Raw genomic sequence first — 25189 nt, forward strand, 5'->3', positions numbered from 1 at the left:
CATTTTTATCACCTACCATGTGATATAAGTCTAGGCAAGCCCATAGCTTGCCTTACTGCTCTTCATACGTTGTAATTTTGTTAATTCGATTTTCATGACGTCCACCGTCGAAGTCCGTTTCTAGCCAAATTCTTGCAACCTCACGAGCAAGACCTGGACCGACAACACGTTCCCCCATAGCAAGAACATTTGAATTATTGTGTTGGCGTGTCAATTTCGCACTATATACATCATGAGTTAAGGCACAACGAATACCTTTTACCTTATTCGCTGCAATCGACATTCCAATACCCGTTCCACAAATAAAGATACCTCGATCAAATTCTCCACTGGCTACTCGTTCTGCTGCCGGTAATGCGTAGTCTGGATAATCTACTGACGATTCACAGCTACAGCCAACATCCTCATAGTCAATGTTCATCTCCTCTAGTAAGTCCTTTATTTCATTACGGACAGTCATTCCTGCGTGATCTGCAGTAACAATTACCTTCACTTTTTGTTGCTCCTTTCTAGTACCAAACTAATTTACTTTAAACTGATTGATTTGCTGATTTAAGCTCTTAGCTTGCTCTTCTAATTCATGTGCTAAATGATCCACTTGTTCAATCGTAGATGCTTGCTCGTGAATTGCTGCATTTACCTCTTCTGCTCCAGCCGATGTTTCTTCAGCAATCGCAGCAACCTCTTGTGATTGCTTTACGGTATCCTCAATAGATTTTAATTGGCGATCCACCAATTCCGAGATACGATCAATTTCACTAGCTACATTCTCAACAGAACCTGACATTTGCGCAATTGCCTTGTTCGTTGTTTTACCATTAGCAGCTTCTGCTTTTGCATAGGAAACATTTTCGTTAATTTTAGCAACAACACCAGAGACATCTTTTTGAATTGCAGCAATTAACGCAGAAATTTGCTGTACTGCTTGTGCACTCTGATCAGCTAATTTTCGAATTTCATCAGCTACTACTGCAAAACCTTTTCCATGCTCTCCCGCACGCGCCGCTTCAATTGAAGCATTTAATGCAAGTAAATTTGTTTGTTCGGCGATTTCACCAACCAAGGTAATAATCGTCTCAACTTGTATGGCATTTTGCTTTAAATGGTCAACATCCTTTAATGATAATTCCTGTTCATTGGCTAGCTTCTGAATACCATCAACGAGTTGATTAACAGCTAGCTTACTGTGATTTAGGACGTCGAGCATCTCTCCAGATTTTTCTTTTGAGTGTGTCGCCTTACGCTGAACCTCTTGTGCCAGCTCTGTTGCCAATTCAACTGCTTCAGCAGTATTTTGAATAGCTTCTGATGAGCTCTCTGCCCCTTTTGATATATCATCAATTGACGAGCGTATTAAGGTAGAATGTTGCGTAACCTGATCGGAAGCATCTTTAATATGAATAACTGATTTATTTGTACTTTCAAAATGCCTATCTATATTATGTACGATATTCGTCAGATTTTTAAGCATTTTGTCAAATGAGATTCCAAGTGCTCTGATTTCATCATCCGATTTAGAAATTTCTATAACTTGATTCAGGTTGCCCTTAGCAGCATCAGATGCAGCGGCTTCAAGCTTTTCTAGTGGTTTTACTATGAAACGGGCTGCAAAAAATGCTAATATCCCTGACCAAATAATACCAAGTATAAGTGTTCCGATCGTAAATAGTTGTTCAGAGATTTCCCAGTAATTTTGCACATAATTAAAGACAACATAAATAAAAATGGCACTAACCGAATACGTTACCAGTGCTAATACTGTCGTAAACAACACTAATTTCAGCCGTAAACTAAAACGATATCTTTTCTTTTCCATAATACGTTCCCCTGCCTATTTTGATAATTTTTTTTGCAGTAGATCGATATATTTATCCAATTCATCTAGTGTCTCTTGATATATTCGTAAATCTCCACCAAAGGGATCTGATATATCGTAGTTAATTAAATTAGCCTCGAGTCTTCGAATATTAGTTATGTCTTCTGCAAGATACTCTTGAATCTGTTGGTCTAAGAGAGAATTATCTAGCTTATGCTGATTTTCTTGGATAAATAGTGACCTTTTTTCCTCATATTCCGCATATGACTGCTTTAATTTCTTCCATACTTCTTTATCGGCTTCGGAAACGTATTCTTTTAACGTATAGTACTTATCCTGATAGTTAGGATATTCCATTATAAGTGATTGCTTATGCTGTGTTGTCATTGTCAAAACAACGTCTGCCCAATTCAAAAGCTTATTTGTGACTGGTTGCGATTGATGATTCAGCACTATTTGTTTTTGTCTTAAAACTTCTATGGCTTTTGGACTTGCATACTGACCTTCCGCAGCAAAAATGCCAGCCGATTGTACTTCTGCTTCTGGTATTTTATGTTTCACTAAAGCTTCTGCCATTGGACTGCGACATGTATTGCCTGTGCAAACAAACAATAATTTCATAAAAGGGAACCTCCGATAACTAAACTCTTTCTCCAATATACCATATTCGTCTTCCTATAAACCACCACCTTTTTATTACATTTTAAAAGAACCAATTCTCAGCTAGTAACCAGCGCTGAGAATCAGTTCTTAATTAAAGTACGACTATCTGACTACAATAGCTTAATTTTCAAGATGTAATTTCAATCCTTCATGAGAATTGGTAAATCCAAGCTGTTGATAAAAAGCTAGTGCATCTGGTCGTTGTTTATCTGTCGTTAACTGTATAACATGGCAACCTTTCTCCTTAGCTTGTTGAATAGACCACTCCATAAATTTCTTCCCCACACCACGTCCTCTTACAGATGCATCAATTCTTACTCCTTCTATGGTTGCTCTCCAGCCTCCCTGGTATGTAAGATATGGTGTGAATGTAATTTGCAGTACACCTACCACTCGATTTTCCTTTTCTACCACACATAAGCTATTATTTGGATCTGAGTCAATGGCTTGAAAAGCTTGGTGATAGCTTAGAGGTAATGGGTTTTCATATTTTTCTCTTACTTCCCCAAGCTTATCATCAGCTAGTAACTTGACAATGTCATTGAGATCATCGAGATTAGCAAGCCTAAACGTAAGATTAGATAGCATGATTCTCCTCCTGAGTCGCTTGTTTTCTATTCACCATAAGCTTACCCGAGAAAGCGAATAAAATATAATACGCTCTCATTATCTGAATCAATAATTATAGATTATAATGACAATCGGGCTTACCCAAACAATAATCGAAACCCAAATCCGATTAGAATACTACCTCCTAATAATTCACTGTAAACACCTAGGAATCCTCGTACCTTCCTACCTAAGAGCAATCCGACCCAACAAAGGATGGAACTAATTATTCCAAAAAGCAATAACGCCACAATTGTTTTTACTCCAGATATCCCCAGACTAAGTCCCACTGAAAAGCTATCAATACTCAGTCCGAATGCTAGTAAGATCAGTCCTCCTCCTATAGGCTGGATGATTTTCTTTGCTTGATGATTAAATGCAGAGAACATTATTTGTGCACCAATACCTATGAGTAATAGCCCTCCAGCTAGTGTCGTTAGATGACCAATTTGTTCCGAAATTATTCTCCCTAAAATGATTCCTATAAAGGGCATAATGACATGAAATTGTCCAACGACTATGCCTATTAACGCTATTCGTTTCAGACGCAAGCGCTGCATACCCAATCCCAGGCTTACAGAAAATGCGTCTAGGCCAAGTGCTAACGATAAAAACAACAAAGCCGTAAATTCTCCAATATACCCCGACATCGATAATCCCCCTAGGACACGCTTATAAACTATATGCATGTCCTACATGGAATATGAACATAGGGAAAGTGATTTATACAGACCACCTAACAATCAGATTTTATAGAAAGCAAAAGCCAGACAGATTCGAAACGTTTCAGCTAAATTTCGAACTTGTCTGGCTTTCTCCAGTTATAAAGTGAAGCTTTACTGATTGCTAGTACCAGAAGGGTATGACCTAAAGACATTCGAATCAATCGAACATATATTCGTCTTATGGCATTGCCTCAATTTAATTCTATATACTGGCTTGCAGCTTTTTTTAAACGATTCATCACTGCCTGTCCGATCCCTTTCTCTGAAAAGGACTCACTAATAATAATGTCAACTTTTCCGTTCTTGAACGTTCGTAATGCATCATATAATTTTGACGCGATTTGAGTAAGATTATCTCCTAGCGGGATGACTTCATCCGCAGTTAAATGGTTGGTAGCCTTTGTACTTGCCATTAAGCCCACCAGCTTTCCCTCCATTTTCAACTGGTTGATTTTTCGTTGAATCGCTTCTAAAGAACCCTCCACAATATATAAAGGAACTTCTGGTGAATAATGTTTATATTTCATACCTGGTGATTTAGGTCTTTCGGATTGATTTGCCAAAGCTGGATCAATCATAACAGCCCCAGTTATTTCTTTTATTTCCTCCTGTGTAATGCCACCTGGACGGAGGATAATAGGAATATCTTGTGTACAATCTATCACCGTTGATTCCAATCCAACACCAGTTGCTCCGCCATCCACTACCCCAGCAATTTTCCCTTGTAAATCAGTCCAAACGTGTTCCGCACTAGTAGGACTAGGCTTTCCTGATAAATTTGCACTAGGCGCTGCTATTGGTAGATCACATACACGGAGTAACCACCTTGCTATCGGATGACTTGGGATTCTCACGCCAATGGTTGATAAGCCCGCTGTTACGTTTTCTGCACATACCCCATTACTCGGCAAAACAAAAGTAAGCGGTCCAGGAGCAAAAGCTTCCATTAACTTATCCACATATGCGGGCCATCCACACACAAGTCGCTCTAACTGTTGTTTATTAGCAACATGTGCAATAAGCGGATTATCCTGAGGTCGACCCTTGGCTGCAAAGATTTTGCTAACCGCCTCAGAATTGGTAGCGTCTGCACCTAATCCATAAACTGTTTCGGTTGGAAATGCTACCGTTTCGCCTTGCTTCAAAAGTGTGGAGGCTTCTTGAATCATCTCTATATCTATTTTTTCTTGTTTTGTTAATTTCCAATACTTTGTTTCCATCAATGTTGTTACCTCTTTTCTACTATAATCATTTTAGTAGATAGCAGATGTTTTCGCAATGGAACAAGTATACATTCAGCTTGCATAAATACTCTGTACGTTCCCTAACTTATCTTTTCCTTGAAACTTGAAAAATAAAATTCGAAGCTAAATGAAAAACACCCTCGGTCGATTCCTAAATGAACAAGCAGCTGTTGATCCTAGAGTATTCTAAGCATTTCCCATAGAAAGCAAGAAGTGACTCATCTTAATTTCCCTTCAACTAGATAACTATAGAGAGTTAAGTTATACACATCATCACAATTCAATTTATCCACAGCATTATTCTTTAATAATTTAGTTATACTAACTAATGTTTGAATTATACACATTTATCCACAATAAATACGGTGGATATCCACAGTTTTTGTTGATATGTTTGTGGAATTCCTTAGGACACATGATACAACCACCAATTACCGTTTGATTTATCATACTTATCCACGAAAACTTTTTCCTTTTGTGGATGGAATTGTAACGCTTCCAATAAGATATCAACAACCGGCTGATGACTATGCACATATACTCGCTCAGCATGCTGCTGCTTAGCCATTAAAAGGATAGATTCTAATAAAACAGGAAGATGCGCCGCTTCTGATTGTGTAATATATAGTTGCTTTAACCAATAAGTTCCTTCTTCCATTTCTTCTAGTATAAAGCAACCTTCTATCTCTCCTCTTAATTCAACCACATACCCTTTCCGAAGTAGACTTTCTTGATTCACATTAGGGTTATTTTTTAAAAAATGCTCTATTTGTTCAGAAGAAGCTTTATAAGCTGGAATTAAATTCATTTTATTCACCTCTATCTAGATTTAATAGTCTTTAACCATTTACCTCATTCTATGCAAAAAATGGTATATCTATGACCACCCTAGCCATTCAAATAGAAAAAATTTGACCTCTGTTTTTTCCTCTTGCTTTGCCATTTCTTGCTTCTCTGCTTCCTTTTTCTCCTTCGATTCAGCAGCTACAGCACTAGTACCATTTGAAAAATCAAGAAAACACAATGGAGGAAATAGAACACACCACCAATTAGCACCTTGTCCCTTACCTATCGTGATGAGAACCGCTTCATATTCACCAGCTGGGTAGACGTATGAACCATACACTTTTGCTGGAAACGTTACGTTCTTTCCATATTTCACTTGAAAAGCATTAGAATTTCCTGATTCATCCATAGCATTAGCTATTATTTCCTTAATTTCTGGTGTACGTTCCTCTATTAATCTTCTAGCTGCTTCAATGTCTGTAATCTCTTCTACCCATTTGGTGATTTCTTCATTTACTCGATCTCGTACAAGTCTTTTTAATTGTTGATCTTCCTCACTATCACTGTTCGCTAGAATTCGTAAGCGAATGGCATCATCAGGTATTACTTGATACGATTGATTCATACCCTTTTCATCGGTATCCTTACCGGTAATTTGTGCAGGTATACTTAACATAATAATAACTATTATAAAAACAAAAAATACTAGTTTCTTCATTATCCTGTACCTCCCTACTAACTATAGAAAACAGTATTGTCAGGAAGTGATAAATTTAAACTAGTATTCGATAAAATCATATTTTTATAGCTTTGCAAACAAGATACGATCCTTGCCGTTTATGTCCTTTAGAACGTTTATGTCACTATTAGGATACGTTTTTTTCACTAGGAATGTCACAGCTTCACCTTGTTCATGACCAATTTCAAATGCAATACAGCCATTCTTACGTAATACCTGTTTAGACTGGGATAGAATTTGTTTATATGCTGCAAGTCCATTTTCATCGGCAAATAAGGCAAGCTCGGGGTCAAAATTCTTAACAGTATCCGATAATTCTGATACCTCATCTCTTGATATATAAGGAGGGTTTGAAACAATAATATCTACCTGCATATGCTGCTCTATTAATGGTATTAAAAAATCTCCTTGATAAAAACGTATATTGGTATGATAATGCTGAGAATTTTCTCTTGCTGTAGCCAATGCTTTATTAGATATATCAGTGGCATATATAGAGGCATTTTTTAATTCTAACGCAAGTGTAATCGCTATAATGCCACTTCCAGTCCCCGCATCCACAATTGTTGGTATCTTATCCACAATCTTCGAATTTGTATATTGTATAACATGTTGTACAAGCTCTTCTGTCTCTGGTCTAGGGATAAGTACATGTTGATTAACATGGAATGTTCTACCATAAAATGATTCATAGCCAATCAGATGTTGAATGGGTACCCCTTGTTTAGCATGCTTTACTATATCCTTTTCATATCTTGCTATCACTTCTTCCGGTACGGAGTCACGCATTGTCACAAAAAATTCAGAGCGTGAAACCTGTAGGTGATGCTGCAGAATAAGTTCTGCTACTCTTTTTTCCCTATGATGCTTTTCTAAAAAAAGAGAAGCCCATTCGAGGACTTCATATTGCCTATTCTTTTTCATACTATTCACCAATTTGCTCCAGCTTTTTAGTTTGCTCTTCCATAACTAATGCGTCAATAAATTCATCTAGTTTACCTTGCAATATTTGATCCAACTTTTGTATAGTTAAACCGATTCGATGATCTGTCACACGATTTTGCGGGAAATTATACGTACGAATACGCTCCGAACGATCTCCAGTACCAACAGCAGATTTTCTATTTTCATCATACTCGGCTTGCGCTTCCTGTTGATACTTATCATAAATGCGGGCACGAAGTACCTTCATAGCTTTTTCTTTATTTTTAATTTGAGATTTTTCATCTTGAATCGAAACGACAACTCCAGTTGGAAGATGTGTTAGACGTACTGCTGACATCGTAGTATTAACACTTTGCCCACCAGGTCCGCTGGATGCAAACGTATCAACACGGATATCCTTTTCATGAATATCCACTTCCACTTCCTCAGCTTCCGGTAGGACTGCCACGGTCGCTGTAGAGGTATGAATCCTTCCTCCGGATTCTGTTTCCGGAACACGTTGAACCCGATGTGCACCATTTTCAAATTTAAGTTTAGAAAAAGCGCCTTTACCGTTTATCATAAAGATAATTTCTTTATAGCCACCAACACCTGTCGTACTCGCTTCCATTACTTCAATTTTCCAGCCATACTGCTCTGCATAGCGAGAATACATACGATATAAATCTCCAGCAAATAGTGCTGCTTCATCACCACCAGCTGCACCACGAATTTCCATGAACACGTTTTTATCGTCATTGGGGTCTTTTGGTAATAGAAGAATCTTCATTTTATCTTCTAGTTCTACTATATTATCGTTGAGCTCGGTTATCTCCAATTTCACCATTTCTTGCATTTCTTCATCTAGATTATCTTCTAGCATTTCCTTTGCATCCTTCAGTTGGGATGTCATATCTTTATACTCTCGAAAAGCTTGAACAACATCTTCCAGCCCAGCTTGCTCTTTTGAATATTCACGTAGTTTCTTGGAATCATTTATAATTTCCGGATCACTTAACATTTCATTTAATTTATTGTAACGATCTTCTAAAGACTGTAAACGTTCTAGCATCACGGCCACCTCTTTCTGATTAACAGTATAATTATAGTATACTCACGTTATGAGGTCAAAGTTATACCCACTTGCTCATCTATTATATGATTTTTTCTATTACACATACAGAATATATTTATGCATTGTTATACAGCGAAGTACAAAACAATTTTAACTTAAAACCAAATGTTTAGTTGTCGCTTGTACTTCCTTCTTATCATTCTATTCTTATACAACCAGTTTATCGGGTTTAAAACGCTTTTAAACAGTAAAAACAAAGGATATATAAAGCGAAACTTCAATTAGTGGGGATTATATTTAATATAGAAACTGGAATATACGAGGCTCCTGCGAAAAAAGAAACGATGTAAAGCCCAAGAGGGCTGGACGCAGAAAGCGAGTATATTCCAGTATGTAGGTATGGAGCTGCTTTTAGTCAACCCCTTGATCTTGATAGCTTCGATAAGCTATTTAAAATAGTATTCGTTGGTTTATTAGGCACTTCGTGATGATGGCGGCATCTTGGCTCATAAGACTCCGATGCTCCGACTAAAATAATTGGATCATCATACGAAGCGGGCTTATTATTAATCAAACGTTGTGTACGGCTAGCTGGTGAACCGCAAATCGGACAGATGGCATTCAGCTTCGTCACCGACTCACTTAAAGCCATTAGCTTCGGCATTGGTCCAAATGGTTCTCCGCGAAAATCTGTATCCAAGCCAGCAGTAATCACACGAATCCCTTTATTTGCTAATTCTTCAACTGTGTCAACTATATTCTCATCAAAAAATTGGACCTCATCAATGCCAACGATGTCTACTTTTTCATCCATATGCTCTAATAACTCATCTGAACTACTCACCGGTCTAGCAATAATTGAAGTACCGTTATGCGAAACAACTGCCTCTTCTTCATATCGATTATCAATAGCTGGTTTAAACACTCGTACTGATAGGTTTGCATAGGTTGCTCGACGAACACGGCGGATTAGTTCTTCAGATTTACCAGAGAACATACTGCCACATATTACTTCGACCCAACCACTTTGCTTCATCACATACATGATAAGTGTCCTCTCTTTCAATAATTACAATGTATCTTAGTAGTTTACCCGTCATTTATTTTACCTTACATGGAAATAAAGCATTTATTAAAAAACGCTGTTAATATATCAGAATAACATGATAACGTCTGGTTCGTCCTCTTTCCACATTCTCTCGTAGTAAAAAGTAAAAAACAGGCAAAGATTAGACGTTTTGCCTGTTTTTAAGGTTATTTTCAATAATTCTAGCTAGGACATCAACGTGTTCCTGCTATTTATTTCATATTATATTTTTTCTTGAATCGATCTACGCGGCCGCCAACTTTATCAGCTTTTTGTTTACCAGTGTAGAAAGGATGTGATTCTGAACTGATCTCCACACGAATCAATGGGTATGTGTTACCATCTTCCCACTCAATTGTTTCGTCAGAAGACTTTGTTGAACCACTCAAGAATTTAAAATCTGAGCTTGTATCAAGAAATACTACTTTTCTGTATTCTGGATGAATTTCCTTTTTCATGTTATTCCACTCCTTTTTGCCCTGAGTCCTTTGGAAACAGAGTTATTGTAAGAGCCGTCATAGGTACAATACCTTATCTAAACTCACATAAAAAGATTATAACAGTCTGGCCATCTGAATGCAATAGTATAGAATTAAATAATTGAAGTTGACGCTTTACCTCTTAGTGCCACGGCGTTTCATTTCTTCGTCCATTAATTGGAAAAATTCTTCATTATTTTTTGAAGATTTAAGCCGCCTTAGGAAACGTTCGAGGAAGTCATTTGAATCTTGCATTGTTTTACGGATTGCCCACATTTTATCTAGATGGGCTTTTTCTACAAGTAATTCTTCTTTTCTTGTACCTGAACGTAGAATATCAATTGCAGGAAAGATTCTACGTTGGGCAAGGTTACGATCTAAATGTAATTCCATGTTACCTGTGCCCTTGAACTCTTCATAAATTACATCATCCATCCGTGATCCTGTATCAACTAATGCTGTAGCAAGAATTGTAAAGCTTCCGCCTTCTTCAATATTTCTCGCTGCTCCAAAGAATCGTTTTGGACGGTGAAATGCCGCAGGATCAATACCACCAGAAAGTGTACGCCCGCTTGGAGGGATAACCAGATTGTATGCTCGCGCCAGCCGCGTAATACTATCCATTAGCACAATAACATCACGTTTATGCTCCACTAAACGCATTGCTCTTTCCAGCACTAATTCTGAAACTTTAATATGACTCTCTGGTACTTCATCAAATGTAGAACTTACTACATCAACATCAGGATGTACAGATCTTTCAATATCAGTTACTTCCTCTGGACGTTCATCAACAAGTAGAATAATAAGCTTTGCATCTGGATGGTTTTCAGAAATACTGTTTGCGATCTCTTTTAGAAGCATTGTTTTACCAGCTTTAGGGGGTGCAACAATTAAACCTCGTTGACCATAACCTACCGGTGTCATTAAATCAATGATACGCGTAGACAATTTATTTGTTTCTGTCTCAAGTTTCATTAGACGATCTGGATACAATGCCGTTAGAGCTGGGAAGTGAACTCTTTCCTTCGCTGTTTCAGGATCATCACCATTTACCGCATCTACATGTAATAACCCGTAATATCTTTCATTTTCTTTAGGTGGACGAACTTTACCAGATACTTTATCCCCATTTCGTAAATCAAAGCGACGAATTTGCGATGCAGATATATAAATATCCTCTGCACTCGGGGAATAATTAATAGGTCTTAAGAAGCCGAATCCTTCTGATGGAATAATCTCTAAAATCCCATCCATAAATAGATACCCATCTTTTTCAGCCTGTCCTTTTAAAATTGCAAAAATAAGTTCTTTTTTCGTTAACTTTGCATAATAAGAGACTTTATACTCCCTTGCTAATGCATAAATTTCTTTCAATGTTAACGTCTCCAGATGGGAGATAGTTAATCCTGCCATAAAATCACCACGCCTATTTAATATTAAACATAGAAAAAATATAATTACTAAAACCCATTGCATTATTACGAGTTTGTGATTTTCACTTCTTTTTTGGAAGGTCTGTCCTTGTAGAAATGAAGAAAATTTCGGAAGCTAGATTAGAAGTCCAACGATATAATCATGTATTAAACATATACCATAATACTCTTTTGATGATTAATATTCAACACCATAATGACAAATATCATAGAAAATCTTAAAGATTTAGAGGTTGTGTCATCATTTACATTGAGGTAGCTAGTGATTATTTATTACGTATATCACTAATTCCAATTATTGTTCGCTTTTAAAATACAGCACATGCTAAATTTTGTAGTTTATATAGAAAAGGAAGCCACTACACTTGACTGGCTTCCTTTTCTATCATCTCTAAAAAAGAAAGTATAGCTACACACAACAGTTGTAACCACATTTCATTATTTTCATACGTTATTCTGGTTTAATAACAAGATCAGGTTTTTTCTGCAGGCTATGCGCACCATCAATAAATCGTACTGTACCACTTTTCGCACGCATTACAATGGTTTCTGTTTTAGCCTTTGTACCCTTAAATTGTACACCTTTTAGTAATTCACCATCTGTTACACCAGTAGCCGCGAAAATAGCATCATCACCACTACAGAAGTCTTTCATCGTAAGTACTTTGTTCAAATCAGCTATTCCCATTTTTTCACAACGTTCTTCTTCCTCTGTGTTAGATGGCACGAGCTTCCCTTGCATTTCACCGCCTAGACATTTTAATGCAACTGCAGCTATAACCCCCTCAGGAGCACCACCAGTTCCCAGTAAAATGTCTACACCCGTTTCATCAAAAGCGGTGTTAATTGCACCTGCTACATCACCATTAGAAATTAATTTAATACGCGCTCCTGCGTCACGAATTTCTTGAATCAATTTCTCATGTCTAGGTCTATCTAGAACAGTTACCACAACATCTTCAACAGCTTTATTTTTTGCCTTTGCTACTGCCTGAAGGTTTTCTATCGTTGATGCATTGATATCAATCTTCCCAACAGCCTCTGGTCCAACAGCAATTTTCTGCATATACATATCTGGTGCATGTAATAACGTACCATTGTCAGCAATAGCAATAACTGCTAGTGCATTCCATGAACCATTTGCAACAATACTTGTACCTTCAAGTGGATCAACAGCAACGTCTACTCCAGGTCCATGACCTGTGCCAAGCTGTTCCCCAATATATAACATTGGAGCTTCATCCATTTCTCCCTCACCGATAACTACAGTACCTTGCATTGGAATAGTATCAAATACATCACGCATAGCTGTTGTTGCTGCATCATCTGCTTCATCTTTTTTACCTCTACCCATCCAACGAGCAGATTTTAATGCGGCTGCTTCGGTAACCCGAACCAATTCCATTGTTAAACTTCTTTCCATTACGTATCTCTCCCTTTTGTAAAATATCCTCATCCCGAGAAGAATTTTTACAAAGGTATTCCCTAACCTTATGCTAACTTCTCTCTAAGAATTCTGTAGTTGTATAATTTCTTGATCTGTCAATTCTTCACGCCAAATTTTAGCACCTAGGTCGGTTAATTTATCTGTGATTTTCTCATATCCTCGATCAACATGATCGAGTCCAGTTATTTCGGTAACTCCATCTGCCATAAGTCCAGCAATTATTAATGCGGCACCTGCTCGGAGATCCGTAGCGTTAACTTTAGCAGCTTGTAGCTGAACGGGGCCAGAGACAATAGCAGATCCACCTTCTACTTTAATAGACGCATTCATTCTTCTTAATTCATCTATATGCTTTAAGCGAGCAGAATAAATCGTGTCTGTAACCACACCCGTATTTACCGCTTTCGTCAACAAGGTAGTAAATGGCTGTTGTAGGTCTGTCGGAAATCCTGGGTAAACAAGTGTTTTTATATCAACACTTTTCAATGGATTTTTAGGAGCAATAAGTAACTGTTCCGCACTCTCTTCAATAGATATCCCCATCTCACGTAGCTTAGCTAAAAGTGATTCCAAATGAGGAGGAATTACATTATCGATGATAACCTCTTTCCCTTGTGCTGCAGCAGCTATCGTGTAAGTACCTGCTTCAATACGATCAGGGATAATAGTATGTCTGCAACCATTAAGCGAAGGTACTCCTTCAATCCGGATTACATCCGTACCTACCCCTTTTATTTTTGCTCCCATATTCGTAAGCAGTGTAGCCACATCAATTATTTCAGGTTCCTTTGCAGCATTCTCAATAACTGTTTTTCCTTTTGCCTTTACTGCAGCTAACATGATATTGATTGTTGCACCAACGCTTACAACATCAAGGTAGATTCTTGCACCTCTAAGTTCATTCGCCCGAAGGTAAATAGCTCCTTGTTCATTCGTTACCTCTGCACCAAGTGCTTCAAACCCTTTAATATGCTGATCGATTGGACGTGGTCCTAAAAAACAACCACCCGGAAGTCCGATAACTGCCTTTTTAAATTTTCCTAGCATTGCTCCCATAAAATAATAGGAGGCTCTAAGCTTTTTCACTTTCCCATTAGGGAGAGGCATGGCAATCATATTCTCAGGATTGATATGAACGGTTTGTCCATCCCAGGAAACCGTACCACCGATTTCCTCAAGTAAATCGCCTAATGTATATACGTCTGAAATCTCTGGTAGTCCTTCAATAGTTACATTAGAATCAGCTAAAATCGCGGCTGGCAATAGCGCTACAGCACTATTCTTCGCTCCGCTGATTCGTACTTTGCCATTTAGAACATGGCCACCTTCAACTAACATTTTTTGCATTAAGATAACCCCACTTAGGCAAGGAACATGATTAGCATCGAATTATGCTAACATTGACTTGCAAACTTATTTGCAGCAAGTACTGCTGCTTCTGTTCCTTAGGATGTGTACTTCTTCCATTATTATGCAATTATTTTTGCTTATTCCAATCAGCAAGGAATTTCTCGATTCCCTGATCAGTTAATGGATGTTTTACCAGCTGCTCCAATACTTTAAACGGAATAGTAGCAATATGCGCACCCTTTTTAGCAGCATCTATAACATGTAGTGGATGACGTATAGAAGCCGCAATTATTTGTGCATGAATATCATGTTTATTAAATATCTCTGAAATGGTTTCAATTAATACCATACCGTCATGGCCAATATCATCTAATCTACCTAGAAAAGGTGAAACATACGTAGCTCCTGCACGCGCAGCAAGTAGCGCTTGATTAGCATTGAAAATTAGCGTAACGTTGGTTTTAATATTCAATTCGCTAAATGCTTTAACAGCTTTTAGTCCTTCCAATGTCATTGGAACTTTAACTGTTATGTTTGGTGCGATTGCCGCAAGTTCTTTCCCTTCACGAATCATTCCTTCTGCATCCTCGGAAATCACCTCTGCACTCACAGATCCAGAAACTTCTTCTGTGATTTCACGTAATCGATCGTGAAAAGATACATCCTCTTTAGAAACTAAACTTGGGTTAGTTGTGACACCATCTAAAACGCCAAGTGCATTTGCCTCACGAATTTCATCAATATTGGCTGTATCAATAAAGAATTTCATTGATTGTCGCCTCCTAACTAATAAGCTGTTACCGATTATGCTTGTTGTGATGAACCAAATTCACGCATCTTGCCAATAACGGTTTGCTTGATTGCTTCTGTACCAGGTCCTAGGTATTTACGTGGATCATAAAGCTCAGGCTTATCTTTTAATACTTGACGTACAGCGTTTGTTTGAGAGATTTGGTTCTCCGTATTCACATTGATTTTCGCAGTACCTAAAGAAATAGCACGCTGAATATCTTTAGTAGGGATTCCCGTACCACCATGTAAAACTAACGGTAATTTAACAGTTGAAAGAATTTCTTCCATTTCTTTAAATCCTAAATTGGGTTCTCCTTTGTATGGTCCGTGCACTGAACCAAGCGCTGGAGCTAAACAATCAATACCAGTTTGATCCACTAATTCTTTACATTCCTTTGGATCAGCATAAATAACACCGTCTGCTATCACATCATCTTCTTGACCACCAACTGTTCCCAATTCAGCTTCAACGGATACACCATGAAGATGAGCTAGTTCCACAACCTTTTTAGTAATTGCTATGTTTTCTTCAAGTGGATCATGAGATGCATCAATCATTACGGATGTAAAGCCAGCGTGAATAGCTTCTGCACACTTAGCAAAACTTGAACCATGATCTAAATGTATAGCAACAGGTACGGTTGTACCATACGATTCCATAAGTGCCTTCACCATTGATACAACAACGTTGAAGCCACCCATATATTTAGCAGCACCTTCTGATACCCCAAGGATTACTGGGGAGTTCTCTTCTTCTGCTGCCTGAAGAATCGCTTGTGCGTATTCCAGGTTATTTAAATTGAACTGACCAACTGCATAACCATTGTCTTTCCCTTTTTCTAGCATCTCTTTCATTGATACTAATGGCATATATATCCTCCTCTTAGATGAACTATGCACCTATTTGAAAATAATTTAATTACAATATTAGAATACCAACAACAACTCAAAGTCGCAACAATCCTGCTAGTCAACCAATAATTGATTTGACCAAATCACATACTTCTTGGATATTAAAAGGCTTCGTTAGCACACTTTCTACGTTGCTACAATCTTCATTCTCACGAATAACTTCTTCTGTTATACCGCTCATTACAATAGTTCGTGTAGATACACCTGTTTGATTCATCAATCGTATTACCTCGAATGCATTATAAATTGGCAGCTTATAATCAATCATTAATAATTGGAAAGAAGAGGAAGTGACTTTGTCCAATCCTTCTTTACCTGTTTTCGCAGTTTCCACATGATAACCTTCATTTGTAAGGATATCTGTCAGTAGCATACAGATTCCAGGTTGGTCATCGACAATTAAAATTTTCTTTTTCATATAATGAATATCCCCTTTCCAAAAGCATTTATCCCCCATCACTTATATTCTATATGAACAAGATGATATCCTGCTGTCATATTAGGTTTTTACTGATTATACATACTCAACTCGTAAGAAGCGCAAGGAAATAGACTAAAAAAAGTCAACCTATTACTTATGACAAGAATTGTTGCACCTTCTCATAGCGGAGACTAATTACGTAGACTCCTGTGGGATTAGCGCGAGCCGAAAATCCACTTTGCAACGTGTTCTTCTTTGCAAAGTTAGTTGAGGCCGCGCCCGCGGAAAGCGAAGTAATTAGTCGAAGCATTGCCAATATACATCTAACATTTCAAAATAACTACTTGGCTTAACGCAGTCATTGCACTGATTTTATACTTTCTTAACTTATAAGAAAAACTGAGCAAAATTCGCTCAGTCCTTATCACTAAATGCTCAGATTTACGCTTCCTCTAGTAGCTATTATGGAATCACTCCGGCTGCCCACTTCCCTTTCCGTGGGGTTTGTCCTTCAGCTAACTTTTTTAGCAAAACCCGCTCAAAAAAGTGGATCTTCAGGTCAAACATTTCCCACAGGAGTTGAAGTGGCCGCCCTTCGCTATTATTAGGCTCTACAACGCTAGCATGAAGTAACACAGCTGCTTTTATACTCACGGATAGCGATTTTCACTTTACCCATTGTAAAAAAAGTCAACTATTACTTATGACAGTATTGTTGCACCTTCTCATAGCGGAGACTAATTACGTAGACTCCTGCGGGAATTGCGCGAGCCGAAAATCCACTTTGCAACGTGTTCTTCTTTGCAAAGTTAGTTGAGGCCGTGCCCCATAGCCGTCAAGCTAATAAAAAAGAAGTACGGTGCAATGAAAATATAAACATATTTTTCCAGTTTAATCCGTATTCTTTTATGGGTACTTGTTTTTCTTTTTTACACTTTTACTTACGCGGCACGGAAATGTACTTTATACGCAATGTTTAAGACATCAAAAGGACTTTTATGCTGACAACGATGATCTTTCCTTCCATGCCGGTATATGTTCTGGTAAATATTATCGATGAGAGCTTTCAAAGAAGAAAGGTGATAGAGTGAATACCCCTTCGTCTCTACTATTGCGTTTCTCGCATGATTGATACATTTGTACTCACTTCCTTCTAGTTGATACTTTTCGTAAAGGCAGTAACGGCACTGAAAAGCAATCATCGAAGAAAGAAGAATATGAATGAAAGTCCCATACAAATGACAGTAAAAGCGGTCGGTATTCATTGCCTGCACATCATCAATTTCAAATAACGATTTCCATGTTTTAAAGAGAATCTCCACTTGCCAACGCAAGGAATAGATAGGATACAAGGTTTGCTCATCCATTTCTTCTTGTGTTATATTGGTAGCAAGAATTTGGATATGATTCTTCTTGTTGGCGGATTGGGTATGCCCCCCTTTCCGTCTTCTTTCTTTTAAATAGGTATCTCTCTGTTTTTGTTGCTCTTCGGTTAATCGTTGTACGACTACACGTGCATGAAATGTATTTTTTCCCTTAACACCTAATTGAATGAACCCATAATCCTGTATCTCTCCTGGAGCTAGATGCATGGCATCTTCTTCAGGCTTTATTTGGATTCTTCGTTGCTTGTCATCCAATGTCCAATAGGTCATATTGGCAGGAACACGAGTAATATAATAGGCTCCTGCTCGATCTATTTTTTTAAAGTGATCTCCTGAGAAATAGCCGAGGTCACGCAAGATAAGGTCCTCTTCTCCTATTGTATCTGCCAATTCTTCAGCTGCATCGTGATCACTGTCTCTTGGTCCATAGAACAACGTATGCAAAAAATTCCCTTGATACAGCTCATATTCTAATTGTATTTTCACTCCATCCCAATAACTCGCGGTGTTCTTTTTTACTTGAAAGGATGTGCCATCCAAGATACGGATCCGAGAAAAAGGATAATCAGATGGAGATGGTAACGATAACATCTGTTGTTTTTCCGCTAACCGCATAAAAACTTGTTTTAAAAAAGCCACTCCTTTCTCGTCTAATCGTTGATGTAAGGCTTGTTTAGATATGGATATTTCTGATTCACGAGAAAGGGAGGCACAGAGCTGTCCTAGCCCCTCCGTACCAACTTTTTCATGTAAGAAGGCACATATACTTAAGAAATCTTCCGGCATTATCTTCTTCAATCGTTGTACAAAACCTGATTCCCGAGCAACATTGCGAAGTTCAGAAATAGATAAAATATCGTGCACACTCTTTACAAACGAGTCAAAATGATATTGCTTAGCCATACGTAATCCCTCCAAATTATTCCATTTATAATGTCAGAATAACGAATAACTTTATGGTTTTTAAAATATCCTGCTTAACTTGACGGCTATGGGCCGTGCCCTCGGAAAGCGAAGTAATTAGTCGGAGCACCAATATACATCAAACATTTCAAAATAACTACTTGGCTTAACGCAGTCATTGCACCGATTTTATACTTTCTTAACTTAGTACAAAAAAACATTCATTTCCCTTAAAGCAACAGAAGAGGGTTTTTTAAAAGGAGGAAAGACTCCAGCGAAAAGTGGGCAACCAAAGCGCGTACGCCTGACAAAATAGTGAAACGCTTTTATAAAGTGAAACTTCAATCAGTGGGGATTTTGTATACCCTCACTGATTGTTCGTACCACAAGGGTATGACCTAAAGGCCTTTAAACCAATCGGACATTTACTGGCAGTCGATCCCCACTTATCCATATTGGGTTCATCATTGTCGTGAGGTGGGGGCTTACTGCCTGTTATATGTAAGATAAATCCAGAGGCAATCCTTACAAGCTGAACTGAGATACTCTCTATGACATGATGAATGGTGTAAGCTATATCATTTTCTTGAAGTTTGATTTCTAAATCTAGCGGCAAAATTATTTGATTCATGTTATAATGTTTAAACATAAAAGGATGCCTCCGATTCTGTTATGGTGTGGTTACTTTAACTTTATCAGAAGGTATCCTTTTTGCGTACAAAAATTATTAAATTAGATAAAAAAGTGTCACACACCAATCAACTGGTGCGTGACACTTTTTTATTCTACTGGGTTTTGTCCCAGCCTTTTGATCCATTATTCTTTCGCTTCATTTTGTTTTACTGCTGCTCCAATAAATCCTTTAAATAACGATTGAGGTCTTGTTGGACGGGAGGTAAACTCCGGATGAAATTGACTAGCAACAAACCATGGATGATCTTCAATTTCAATTGTTTCAACAAGTCGACCATCTGGACTTGTACCAGAAAAGACAAATCCATGTTCTATCATTTGGTCACGATACGCATTGTTAAACTCGTAACGGTGTCGATGTCTTTCTTCAATAAATTCTTCACCATCATAAGCTGCTCTTGTTTTCGTATTGTCTTGAAGCTTGCAAGGATATATACCTAACCTCAATGTACCACCTAAGTCAGAAACATCTTTCTGCTCTGGTAATAAATCAATAATTGGATAAGGTGTACTTGGATCAATTTCTGCTGAATGTGCTCCTTGCAAATCCAGTACATTACGAGCAAACTCAACTGTTGCTAGTTGCATCCCTAAACAAATTCCCAAAAATGGGATTTTATTTTCTCTAGCATATTGAATAGCTACAATTTTCCCTTCTATACCACGATCTCCAAATCCTCCCGGAACTAAGATACCATCTACATTTTCTAAAGATTTATGAATCGTTTCCTGATCTAGCTTCTCAGAATTAATCCAATGTACATTAATATCTGCATCATAAACAAAACCAGCGTGTTTTAATGCTTCGACAACGGAAATATATGCATCCGGTAATTCAACATATTTCCCAACAAGTGCGATATCCACTTTTTTGGATAAATTACGTACTTTAGATACAAGCGTTTTCCACTCTTCCATATCTGCTTCTTGGCAATCAAGTCCAAAATGACTACATGTTAGTTGATCTAATTGCTGTTCCTGCAAGGAGATAGGCACTTGATATAGCGTATCTGCATCTCGCATTTCTATAACCGCTTTTTCATTAATATCACAGAATAAAGCAATTTTTTCCTTCATTTCTTTGCTAATCGCACTTTCTGTACGTAATACAATTACATCAGGTTGAATTCCTAGCGAACGTAACTCTTTAACACTATGTTGGGTAGGCTTCGTTTTCATTTCACCAGCAGCCTTAATATAAGGAACAAGCGTACAATGCAAATACATTACACTATCTCTTCCTACATCCTTCTTGATTTGACGAATTGCTTCTAAAAATGGCAAGGATTCAATATCACCTACTGTGCCACCGATTTCGGTTATCACTACATCTGCACCTGTTGCTTCACCGGCACGAAAAACTTGCTCTTTAATTTCATTAGTAATATGTGGAATGACTTGAACTGTTCCACCTAAATAATCGCCTCTGCGTTCTTTACGAATTACACTCGAATAGACTTTACCGGTTGTTATATTACTATATTTATTCAGATTAATATCAATAAATCGTTCATAATGCCCCAAGTCCAAATCTGTTTCCGCGCCGTCCTGGGTTACATATACTTCCCCGTGCTGATAAGGACTCATCGTTCCAGGATCAACATTAATATATGGGTCAAACTTTTGAATAGTTACCTTTAGACCGCGATTTTTCAACAAACGTCCCAAGGAAGCAGCTGTAATTCCTTTCCCTAAAGAAGATACAACTCCTCCAGTCACAAATATATACTTTGTCATCGTCTTTCCCTCTTTCTTTACATGATTTTCTTATCTTGATTTGTTAAATGAATGGGTAAATGATGGGTAGCTTTATCTATTACATTTATCTTGTACTTATCTGCTGAAAAATAATAAAAGCGCCTCCCCAAGTTGGATGGGGAAACGCTTCGATAATTAAAATAAAAGAGCCCAATTTAAATTGTACTGATCCAGCTATAAAAAGTCAAGCTTACTTCAAATCCATTATTTAACACTTTTAACGCTCTAACTCTTCATTATCGTCATCGTCTTCTTCATAATCCTCATCATTTTCATCAAATTCTTCATCGAATTCCTCATCAATCTCTTCATCCATATCATCGATATCAAAATCGTCTTCAAAAATCTCTAGATCATCTTCTACAACATCTAAATCATCTTCTACATCTTCTTCTTTTTTCTTCTTCGCTTTTTTCTTCTTTTTAGGTGCGACGGTAACTTCTTCATCCATTTGCTCTACAGGATACCAGCGTTTTAATCCCCACATATTTGAACCAGTAGTAATAAAACGACCATCTACGTTCAAATCCGTATAAAATTGGGCAATATTAGCTTCTTTTTCTCCGTCTGTAAATCCTTTTAATTCTGCTATCTTATCAAATACGTCTTTAAAATGAAAAGCTTTTTTCTCATCCAAAAGAATTAAATTAGCTACTTCAATCATAGACATATGTTGAATTTCTTCGTGGCTATAATTTTTCAAGCTCACGGTAACGCACTCCCTTTACTTGTATATTGATGGCTTATTTTGCCTAATTTAACTATTTGTTTATTGAATAAGTATTTCTAGTAGTCTTCCTACTACCTTTAACCATACCATACATTATAAACAAATATACAGGGTTTATGCTAGCAATTAAGCAGAAAAAATATGAAGCTTTTTACGGTTTCACTATTTTTTAATATTTAGAAGTCTAAAAATAGCATACATATGCAGTAGTACTTTTTTGTAAATCTTGATATATTGAATTTAAGAAGTAATCGGTGATGGATTTATTCCGAAGCAGTTATACTGCTCATCAAAAAATGGATCTGTCTATCCATGTACTCTTCAAGCGTAAATTGTTTTTGTAGCATCCATCTTCTAAACCCCCACATTTGTCCTTGTATAAAAATATTATTTGCTAGCAATTCTCGATCTCGCTGAGAAATTGAACCGGGAAAACAAGTAGAGATGACACGCTCAAGCATAGATACCATGTCTCTTTCCTTTTGCAATACATATTCTTTTATCTCTTTTTCTAAAGATTTCACTTCCTGATACATAATAAGTACTTCTTCTTGCATTTCATCCATTAATCGGAAATATGAACGAATTGCATTTTTAAAATGATCCACAGACGAATTATTCAAATCAATCTGCGCTTCTAAACGTTCAGACACCTGCTGATAAATAGAATCACATACAAGAAATAGCACATCTTCCTTCGTCCTAATATATTCATATAAGGTTCCAATGCTGAAGCCTGATGCCTTAGCTATTTCTCTGGTCGTCGTACGATGAAATCCTTTTTCTTTAAAAAGCGTCATTGCACCTTTAATCATTTGATTTCTGCGCTTTTCTACTAACTCTTGATCTTTTATGGAAGAAAGAATGGGATCCATATTCTTCTTCACCTCCTACTTCTACCGATCTACTTTCCGGAAGTTATCATTCTTCCTATTACTAAGCGTTGTATTTCATTGGTACCTTCATATATTTGTGTAATCTTGGCATCACGCATAAACCGTTCAACTGGATAATCTTTCGTATAGCCATAACCACCAAATATCTGAACCGCTTCAACCGAGATCCGCATCGCTGCATCCCCTGCAAACAGCTTTGACATGGCCGAAGCTTTTCCATAAGGCTGCCCCTCCGACTCTAGCCAGGCAGCTTGATAAGTTAAAAGTCTTGCCGCTTCTATCTCCGTTGCCATATCTGCAAGTTTAAAAGAAATACCCTGATTATGAGCGATAGGCTTGCCAAATTGTTCTCTTTCTTTTGCATAAGCGGCAGCAGCATCTAATGCTCCTTGGGCAATACCTAGCGCTTGTGCAGCTATTCCATTGCGTCCTCCATCTAGCGTTGACATTGCAATTTTGAACCCTTCACCTTCACTACCTAACAGATTCTCTTTAGGAACTCGACAATTTTCAAATACGAGTTCTGTTGTAGGTGAGGAACGTATACCTAACTTCTTTTCTTTTTTACCAAATGTAAAGCCTTTTGTACCTTTTTCTACAATGAATGCGCTAATTCCTTTATGTTGCTTATCTGCATCTGTTTTTGCAAATACGATATAAATATCTGCTACACCACCATTAGTAATCCACACCTTGTTTCCATTTAAAACAAAATGATCCGCTTCTTCCTTTGCCGTGGTTTTCATGGAGACAACATCACTACCAGCCCCTGGCTCAGACAGTGCGTACGCTCCAAGCGCTTCACCTGTAGCTAGCCGTGTAAGGAAATTCTTTTTCTGTTCTTCATTTCCATATTTGTAGATTGGCCAGCTCGCCAATGATACATGCGCAGATAGCGTAACTCCTGTCGAAGCACAAACACGGGAAAGCTCCTCTACAGTAATGACATAACTCATGTAATCTGCGCCTATTCCTCCATATGCTTCTGGCCAAGGTATCCCCGTTAATCCTAGTTCAGCCAGTTTATGAAAGATTTCTCTATCAAACCGTTCTTCTTCGTCACGTTCAGCTGCGGTTGGTTCAACCTCTTTTTTGGCAAATTCTGCAACCATTTTTCGCAGCATTTGCTGTTCATCTGACAGTTGAAAGTTCATTACTGTCCCCCCTTAGTTATTAAGTAGATGTTTGGCAATTACGATATGCTGTATTTCACTAGTACCTTCATAAATCTCGGTAATCTTGGCGTCTCTAAATAACCTTTCCACAGGATAATCCTCGGTATAACCATAACCACCATATATTTGCACTGCCTCAATGGCATTTTGAACAGCAGCCTTCGATGCATATAGTTTTGCCATGGAAACTTCCTTCCCACAGTCGTTCCCCTGTTCAACAAGAGAAGCAGCTTGATAAACAAGTAACCTTGCAGCTTCTGATCGAGTTGCCATATCAGCTAATTTAAAGGAGATTCCTTGATTATCTGCAATAGACACACCAAATTGTTTTCGTTCCTTTGCATAATTTGTTGCATATTGCACAGCTGCTTCACCTATACCTAAAGCTTGAGCTGCGATTCCAATTCTTCCAATATTTAAATTATGCATGGCTATGTTAAATCCTTCACCTTCTTTTCCTAGCAGCTGCTCTTGTGGTATTTCGCATTGATCAAATGTTAAAGAAACGGTATTAGATCCATGTAATCCCATCTTTTTTTCTCTTTTCCCAATGCTTAATCCAGGCGTGTCTTTCTCAACGATAAAAGCGCTTATATCCTTCTTTCCATCGCCAGTACGAGCAAAAGTGATATATGTATTTGCTTCTCCACCATTTGTGATAAAAATTTTTGATCCGTTCAATATATACTTGTCTCCATGTCTTACTGCCCTTGTCCTTAAACCACTTGCATCTGAACCAGCACCAGACTCCGTTAATGCAAAAGCACCAATATATTGACCAGATGCTAATTTTGGTAAGTAGTACTGTTTTTGTTTATCAGTCCCAAAATAAAGAATTGGATTTGTTCCCACAGAAGTGTGGACAGATAGTATAACACCAATGGTTGCACTAACTTTTGAAATTTCGTGAATGGTTTGAATATAGGATGTGTAATCCATTCCAGCTCCGCCATATTCTTCTGGGATTGGGATACCCATTAACCCTAAATCCCCCATCTTCTTTAAGACTTCTCGTGGAAATCTATCTTCTGCTTCCATCCGTGGGATTTCTTGAACGATTTCTGTTTCTGCGAAATCTTTTACCATTTTACGTAGCATTTTTTGCTCTTCGGTTACCTGTACCATTAGTATTCCCCCTTTTGTC

At 37.7% G+C, this 25189-nt stretch carries 26 protein-coding genes; all 26 read right to left on the bottom strand.

Annotated features, from left to right (window positions below):
• Positions 1-52: 52 nt before the first annotated feature.
• Positions 53-460: a ribose 5-phosphate isomerase B gene (rpiB, locus tag D9782_RS02100; protein WP_246484630.1), complete on the bottom strand. Its 408-nt coding sequence runs from the start codon at positions 458-460 to the stop codon at positions 53-55.
• A gap of 60 nt (positions 461-520) precedes the next feature.
• A complete protein-coding gene (locus D9782_RS02105) occupies positions 521-1816 on the bottom strand; it encodes a methyl-accepting chemotaxis protein (protein WP_026681787.1) in 1296 nt (431 codons plus the stop codon).
• A 15-nt stretch (positions 1817-1831) separates the two neighbouring features.
• Entirely contained in the window at positions 1832-2437 is a 606-nt protein-coding gene (locus tag D9782_RS02110) for a low molecular weight protein arginine phosphatase (RefSeq protein WP_026681788.1), read from the bottom strand.
• A 162-nt stretch (positions 2438-2599) separates the two neighbouring features.
• Positions 2600-3067: a GNAT family N-acetyltransferase gene (locus tag D9782_RS02115; protein ID WP_026681789.1), complete on the bottom strand. Its 468-nt coding sequence runs from the start codon at positions 3065-3067 to the stop codon at positions 2600-2602.
• Between the two features lie 119 nt (positions 3068-3186).
• Positions 3187-3738: a manganese efflux pump MntP gene (locus D9782_RS02120; protein ID WP_026681790.1), complete on the bottom strand. Its 552-nt coding sequence runs from the start codon at positions 3736-3738 to the stop codon at positions 3187-3189.
• 266 nt (positions 3739-4004) lie between these two features.
• On the bottom strand, positions 4005-5033 hold the full coding sequence (locus D9782_RS02125; protein ID WP_121605794.1) for an L-threonylcarbamoyladenylate synthase: 1029 nt from the start codon (positions 5031-5033) through the stop codon (positions 4005-4007).
• A 430-nt stretch (positions 5034-5463) separates the two neighbouring features.
• Entirely contained in the window at positions 5464-5865 is a 402-nt protein-coding gene (locus D9782_RS02130; protein WP_026681792.1) for a GNAT family N-acetyltransferase, read from the bottom strand.
• A 69-nt stretch (positions 5866-5934) separates the two neighbouring features.
• Positions 5935-6561 (bottom strand): stage II sporulation protein R, encoded by a 627-nt coding sequence (gene spoIIR / locus D9782_RS02135; RefSeq protein WP_121603956.1) that lies wholly within the window; start codon positions 6559-6561, stop codon positions 5935-5937.
• Between the two features lie 84 nt (positions 6562-6645).
• Positions 6646-7506: a peptide chain release factor N(5)-glutamine methyltransferase gene (gene prmC / locus D9782_RS02140; RefSeq protein ID WP_121605795.1), complete on the bottom strand. Its 861-nt coding sequence runs from the start codon at positions 7504-7506 to the stop codon at positions 6646-6648.
• Between the two features lies 1 nt (position 7507).
• A complete protein-coding gene (gene prfA, locus D9782_RS02145; RefSeq protein WP_026681795.1) occupies positions 7508-8578 on the bottom strand; it encodes a peptide chain release factor 1 in 1071 nt (356 codons plus the stop codon).
• 418 nt (positions 8579-8996) lie between these two features.
• Positions 8997-9626, bottom strand: a complete 630-nt coding sequence (locus tag D9782_RS02150) for a thymidine kinase (RefSeq protein WP_121603957.1) — start codon at positions 9624-9626, stop codon at positions 8997-8999.
• A 254-nt stretch (positions 9627-9880) separates the two neighbouring features.
• Positions 9881-10126 carry a type B 50S ribosomal protein L31 gene (locus D9782_RS02155; protein WP_026681797.1) on the bottom strand — a complete coding sequence of 82 codons (246 nt, stop codon included), beginning with the start codon at positions 10124-10126 and terminating at the stop codon, positions 9881-9883.
• Positions 10127-10282: 156 nt separating this feature from the next.
• Positions 10283-11563 (bottom strand): transcription termination factor Rho, encoded by a 1281-nt coding sequence (gene rho / locus D9782_RS02160; RefSeq protein ID WP_026681798.1) that lies wholly within the window; start codon positions 11561-11563, stop codon positions 10283-10285.
• Positions 11564-12034: 471 nt separating this feature from the next.
• A complete protein-coding gene (gene glpX, locus D9782_RS02165; RefSeq protein ID WP_121603958.1) occupies positions 12035-13006 on the bottom strand; it encodes a class II fructose-bisphosphatase in 972 nt (323 codons plus the stop codon).
• Positions 13007-13090: 84 nt separating this feature from the next.
• On the bottom strand, positions 13091-14377 hold the full coding sequence (locus D9782_RS02170) for a UDP-N-acetylglucosamine 1-carboxyvinyltransferase (RefSeq protein WP_121603959.1): 1287 nt from the start codon (positions 14375-14377) through the stop codon (positions 13091-13093).
• 130 nt (positions 14378-14507) lie between these two features.
• Positions 14508-15149: a fructose-6-phosphate aldolase gene (gene fsa / locus D9782_RS02175; protein ID WP_026681801.1), complete on the bottom strand. Its 642-nt coding sequence runs from the start codon at positions 15147-15149 to the stop codon at positions 14508-14510.
• A 35-nt stretch (positions 15150-15184) separates the two neighbouring features.
• Positions 15185-16042 carry a class II fructose-bisphosphate aldolase gene (locus D9782_RS02180; protein WP_026681802.1) on the bottom strand — a complete coding sequence of 286 codons (858 nt, stop codon included), beginning with the start codon at positions 16040-16042 and terminating at the stop codon, positions 15185-15187.
• Between the two features lie 100 nt (positions 16043-16142).
• A complete protein-coding gene (locus tag D9782_RS02185; RefSeq protein ID WP_026681803.1) occupies positions 16143-16502 on the bottom strand; it encodes a response regulator in 360 nt (119 codons plus the stop codon).
• A 465-nt stretch (positions 16503-16967) separates the two neighbouring features.
• The gene (locus D9782_RS02190; RefSeq protein WP_121603960.1) at positions 16968-17159 is read right to left on the bottom strand and encodes a hypothetical protein; all 192 of its coding nucleotides are present in this window, start codon (positions 17157-17159) and stop codon (positions 16968-16970) included.
• Between the two features lie 287 nt (positions 17160-17446).
• A complete protein-coding gene (locus tag D9782_RS02195) occupies positions 17447-18793 on the bottom strand; it encodes an IS4 family transposase (protein WP_121603961.1) in 1347 nt (448 codons plus the stop codon).
• A 367-nt stretch (positions 18794-19160) separates the two neighbouring features.
• Positions 19161-19424 carry a hypothetical protein gene (locus D9782_RS02200; protein ID WP_162986286.1) on the bottom strand — a complete coding sequence of 88 codons (264 nt, stop codon included), beginning with the start codon at positions 19422-19424 and terminating at the stop codon, positions 19161-19163.
• Positions 19425-19609: 185 nt separating this feature from the next.
• On the bottom strand, positions 19610-21223 hold the full coding sequence (locus D9782_RS02205; RefSeq protein ID WP_121603963.1) for a CTP synthase: 1614 nt from the start codon (positions 21221-21223) through the stop codon (positions 19610-19612).
• Positions 21224-21461: 238 nt separating this feature from the next.
• On the bottom strand, positions 21462-21953 hold the full coding sequence (gene rpoE / locus D9782_RS02210) for a DNA-directed RNA polymerase subunit delta (RefSeq protein ID WP_026681806.1): 492 nt from the start codon (positions 21951-21953) through the stop codon (positions 21462-21464).
• 284 nt (positions 21954-22237) lie between these two features.
• A complete protein-coding gene (locus tag D9782_RS02215) occupies positions 22238-22849 on the bottom strand; it encodes a TetR/AcrR family transcriptional regulator (protein ID WP_034679226.1) in 612 nt (203 codons plus the stop codon).
• 29 nt (positions 22850-22878) lie between these two features.
• The gene (locus tag D9782_RS02220) at positions 22879-24024 is read right to left on the bottom strand and encodes an acyl-CoA dehydrogenase (RefSeq protein WP_026681808.1); all 1146 of its coding nucleotides are present in this window, start codon (positions 24022-24024) and stop codon (positions 22879-22881) included.
• A 12-nt stretch (positions 24025-24036) separates the two neighbouring features.
• Positions 24037-25170: an acyl-CoA dehydrogenase gene (locus D9782_RS02225; RefSeq protein ID WP_026681809.1), complete on the bottom strand. Its 1134-nt coding sequence runs from the start codon at positions 25168-25170 to the stop codon at positions 24037-24039.
• Between the last annotated feature and the right edge of the window lie 19 nt (positions 25171-25189).

The sequence above is a fragment of the Virgibacillus sp. Bac332 genome, assembly GCF_003667785.1.
Classification (GTDB): Bacteria; Bacillota; Bacilli; order Bacillales; family Amphibacillaceae; genus Virgibacillus; species Virgibacillus salarius.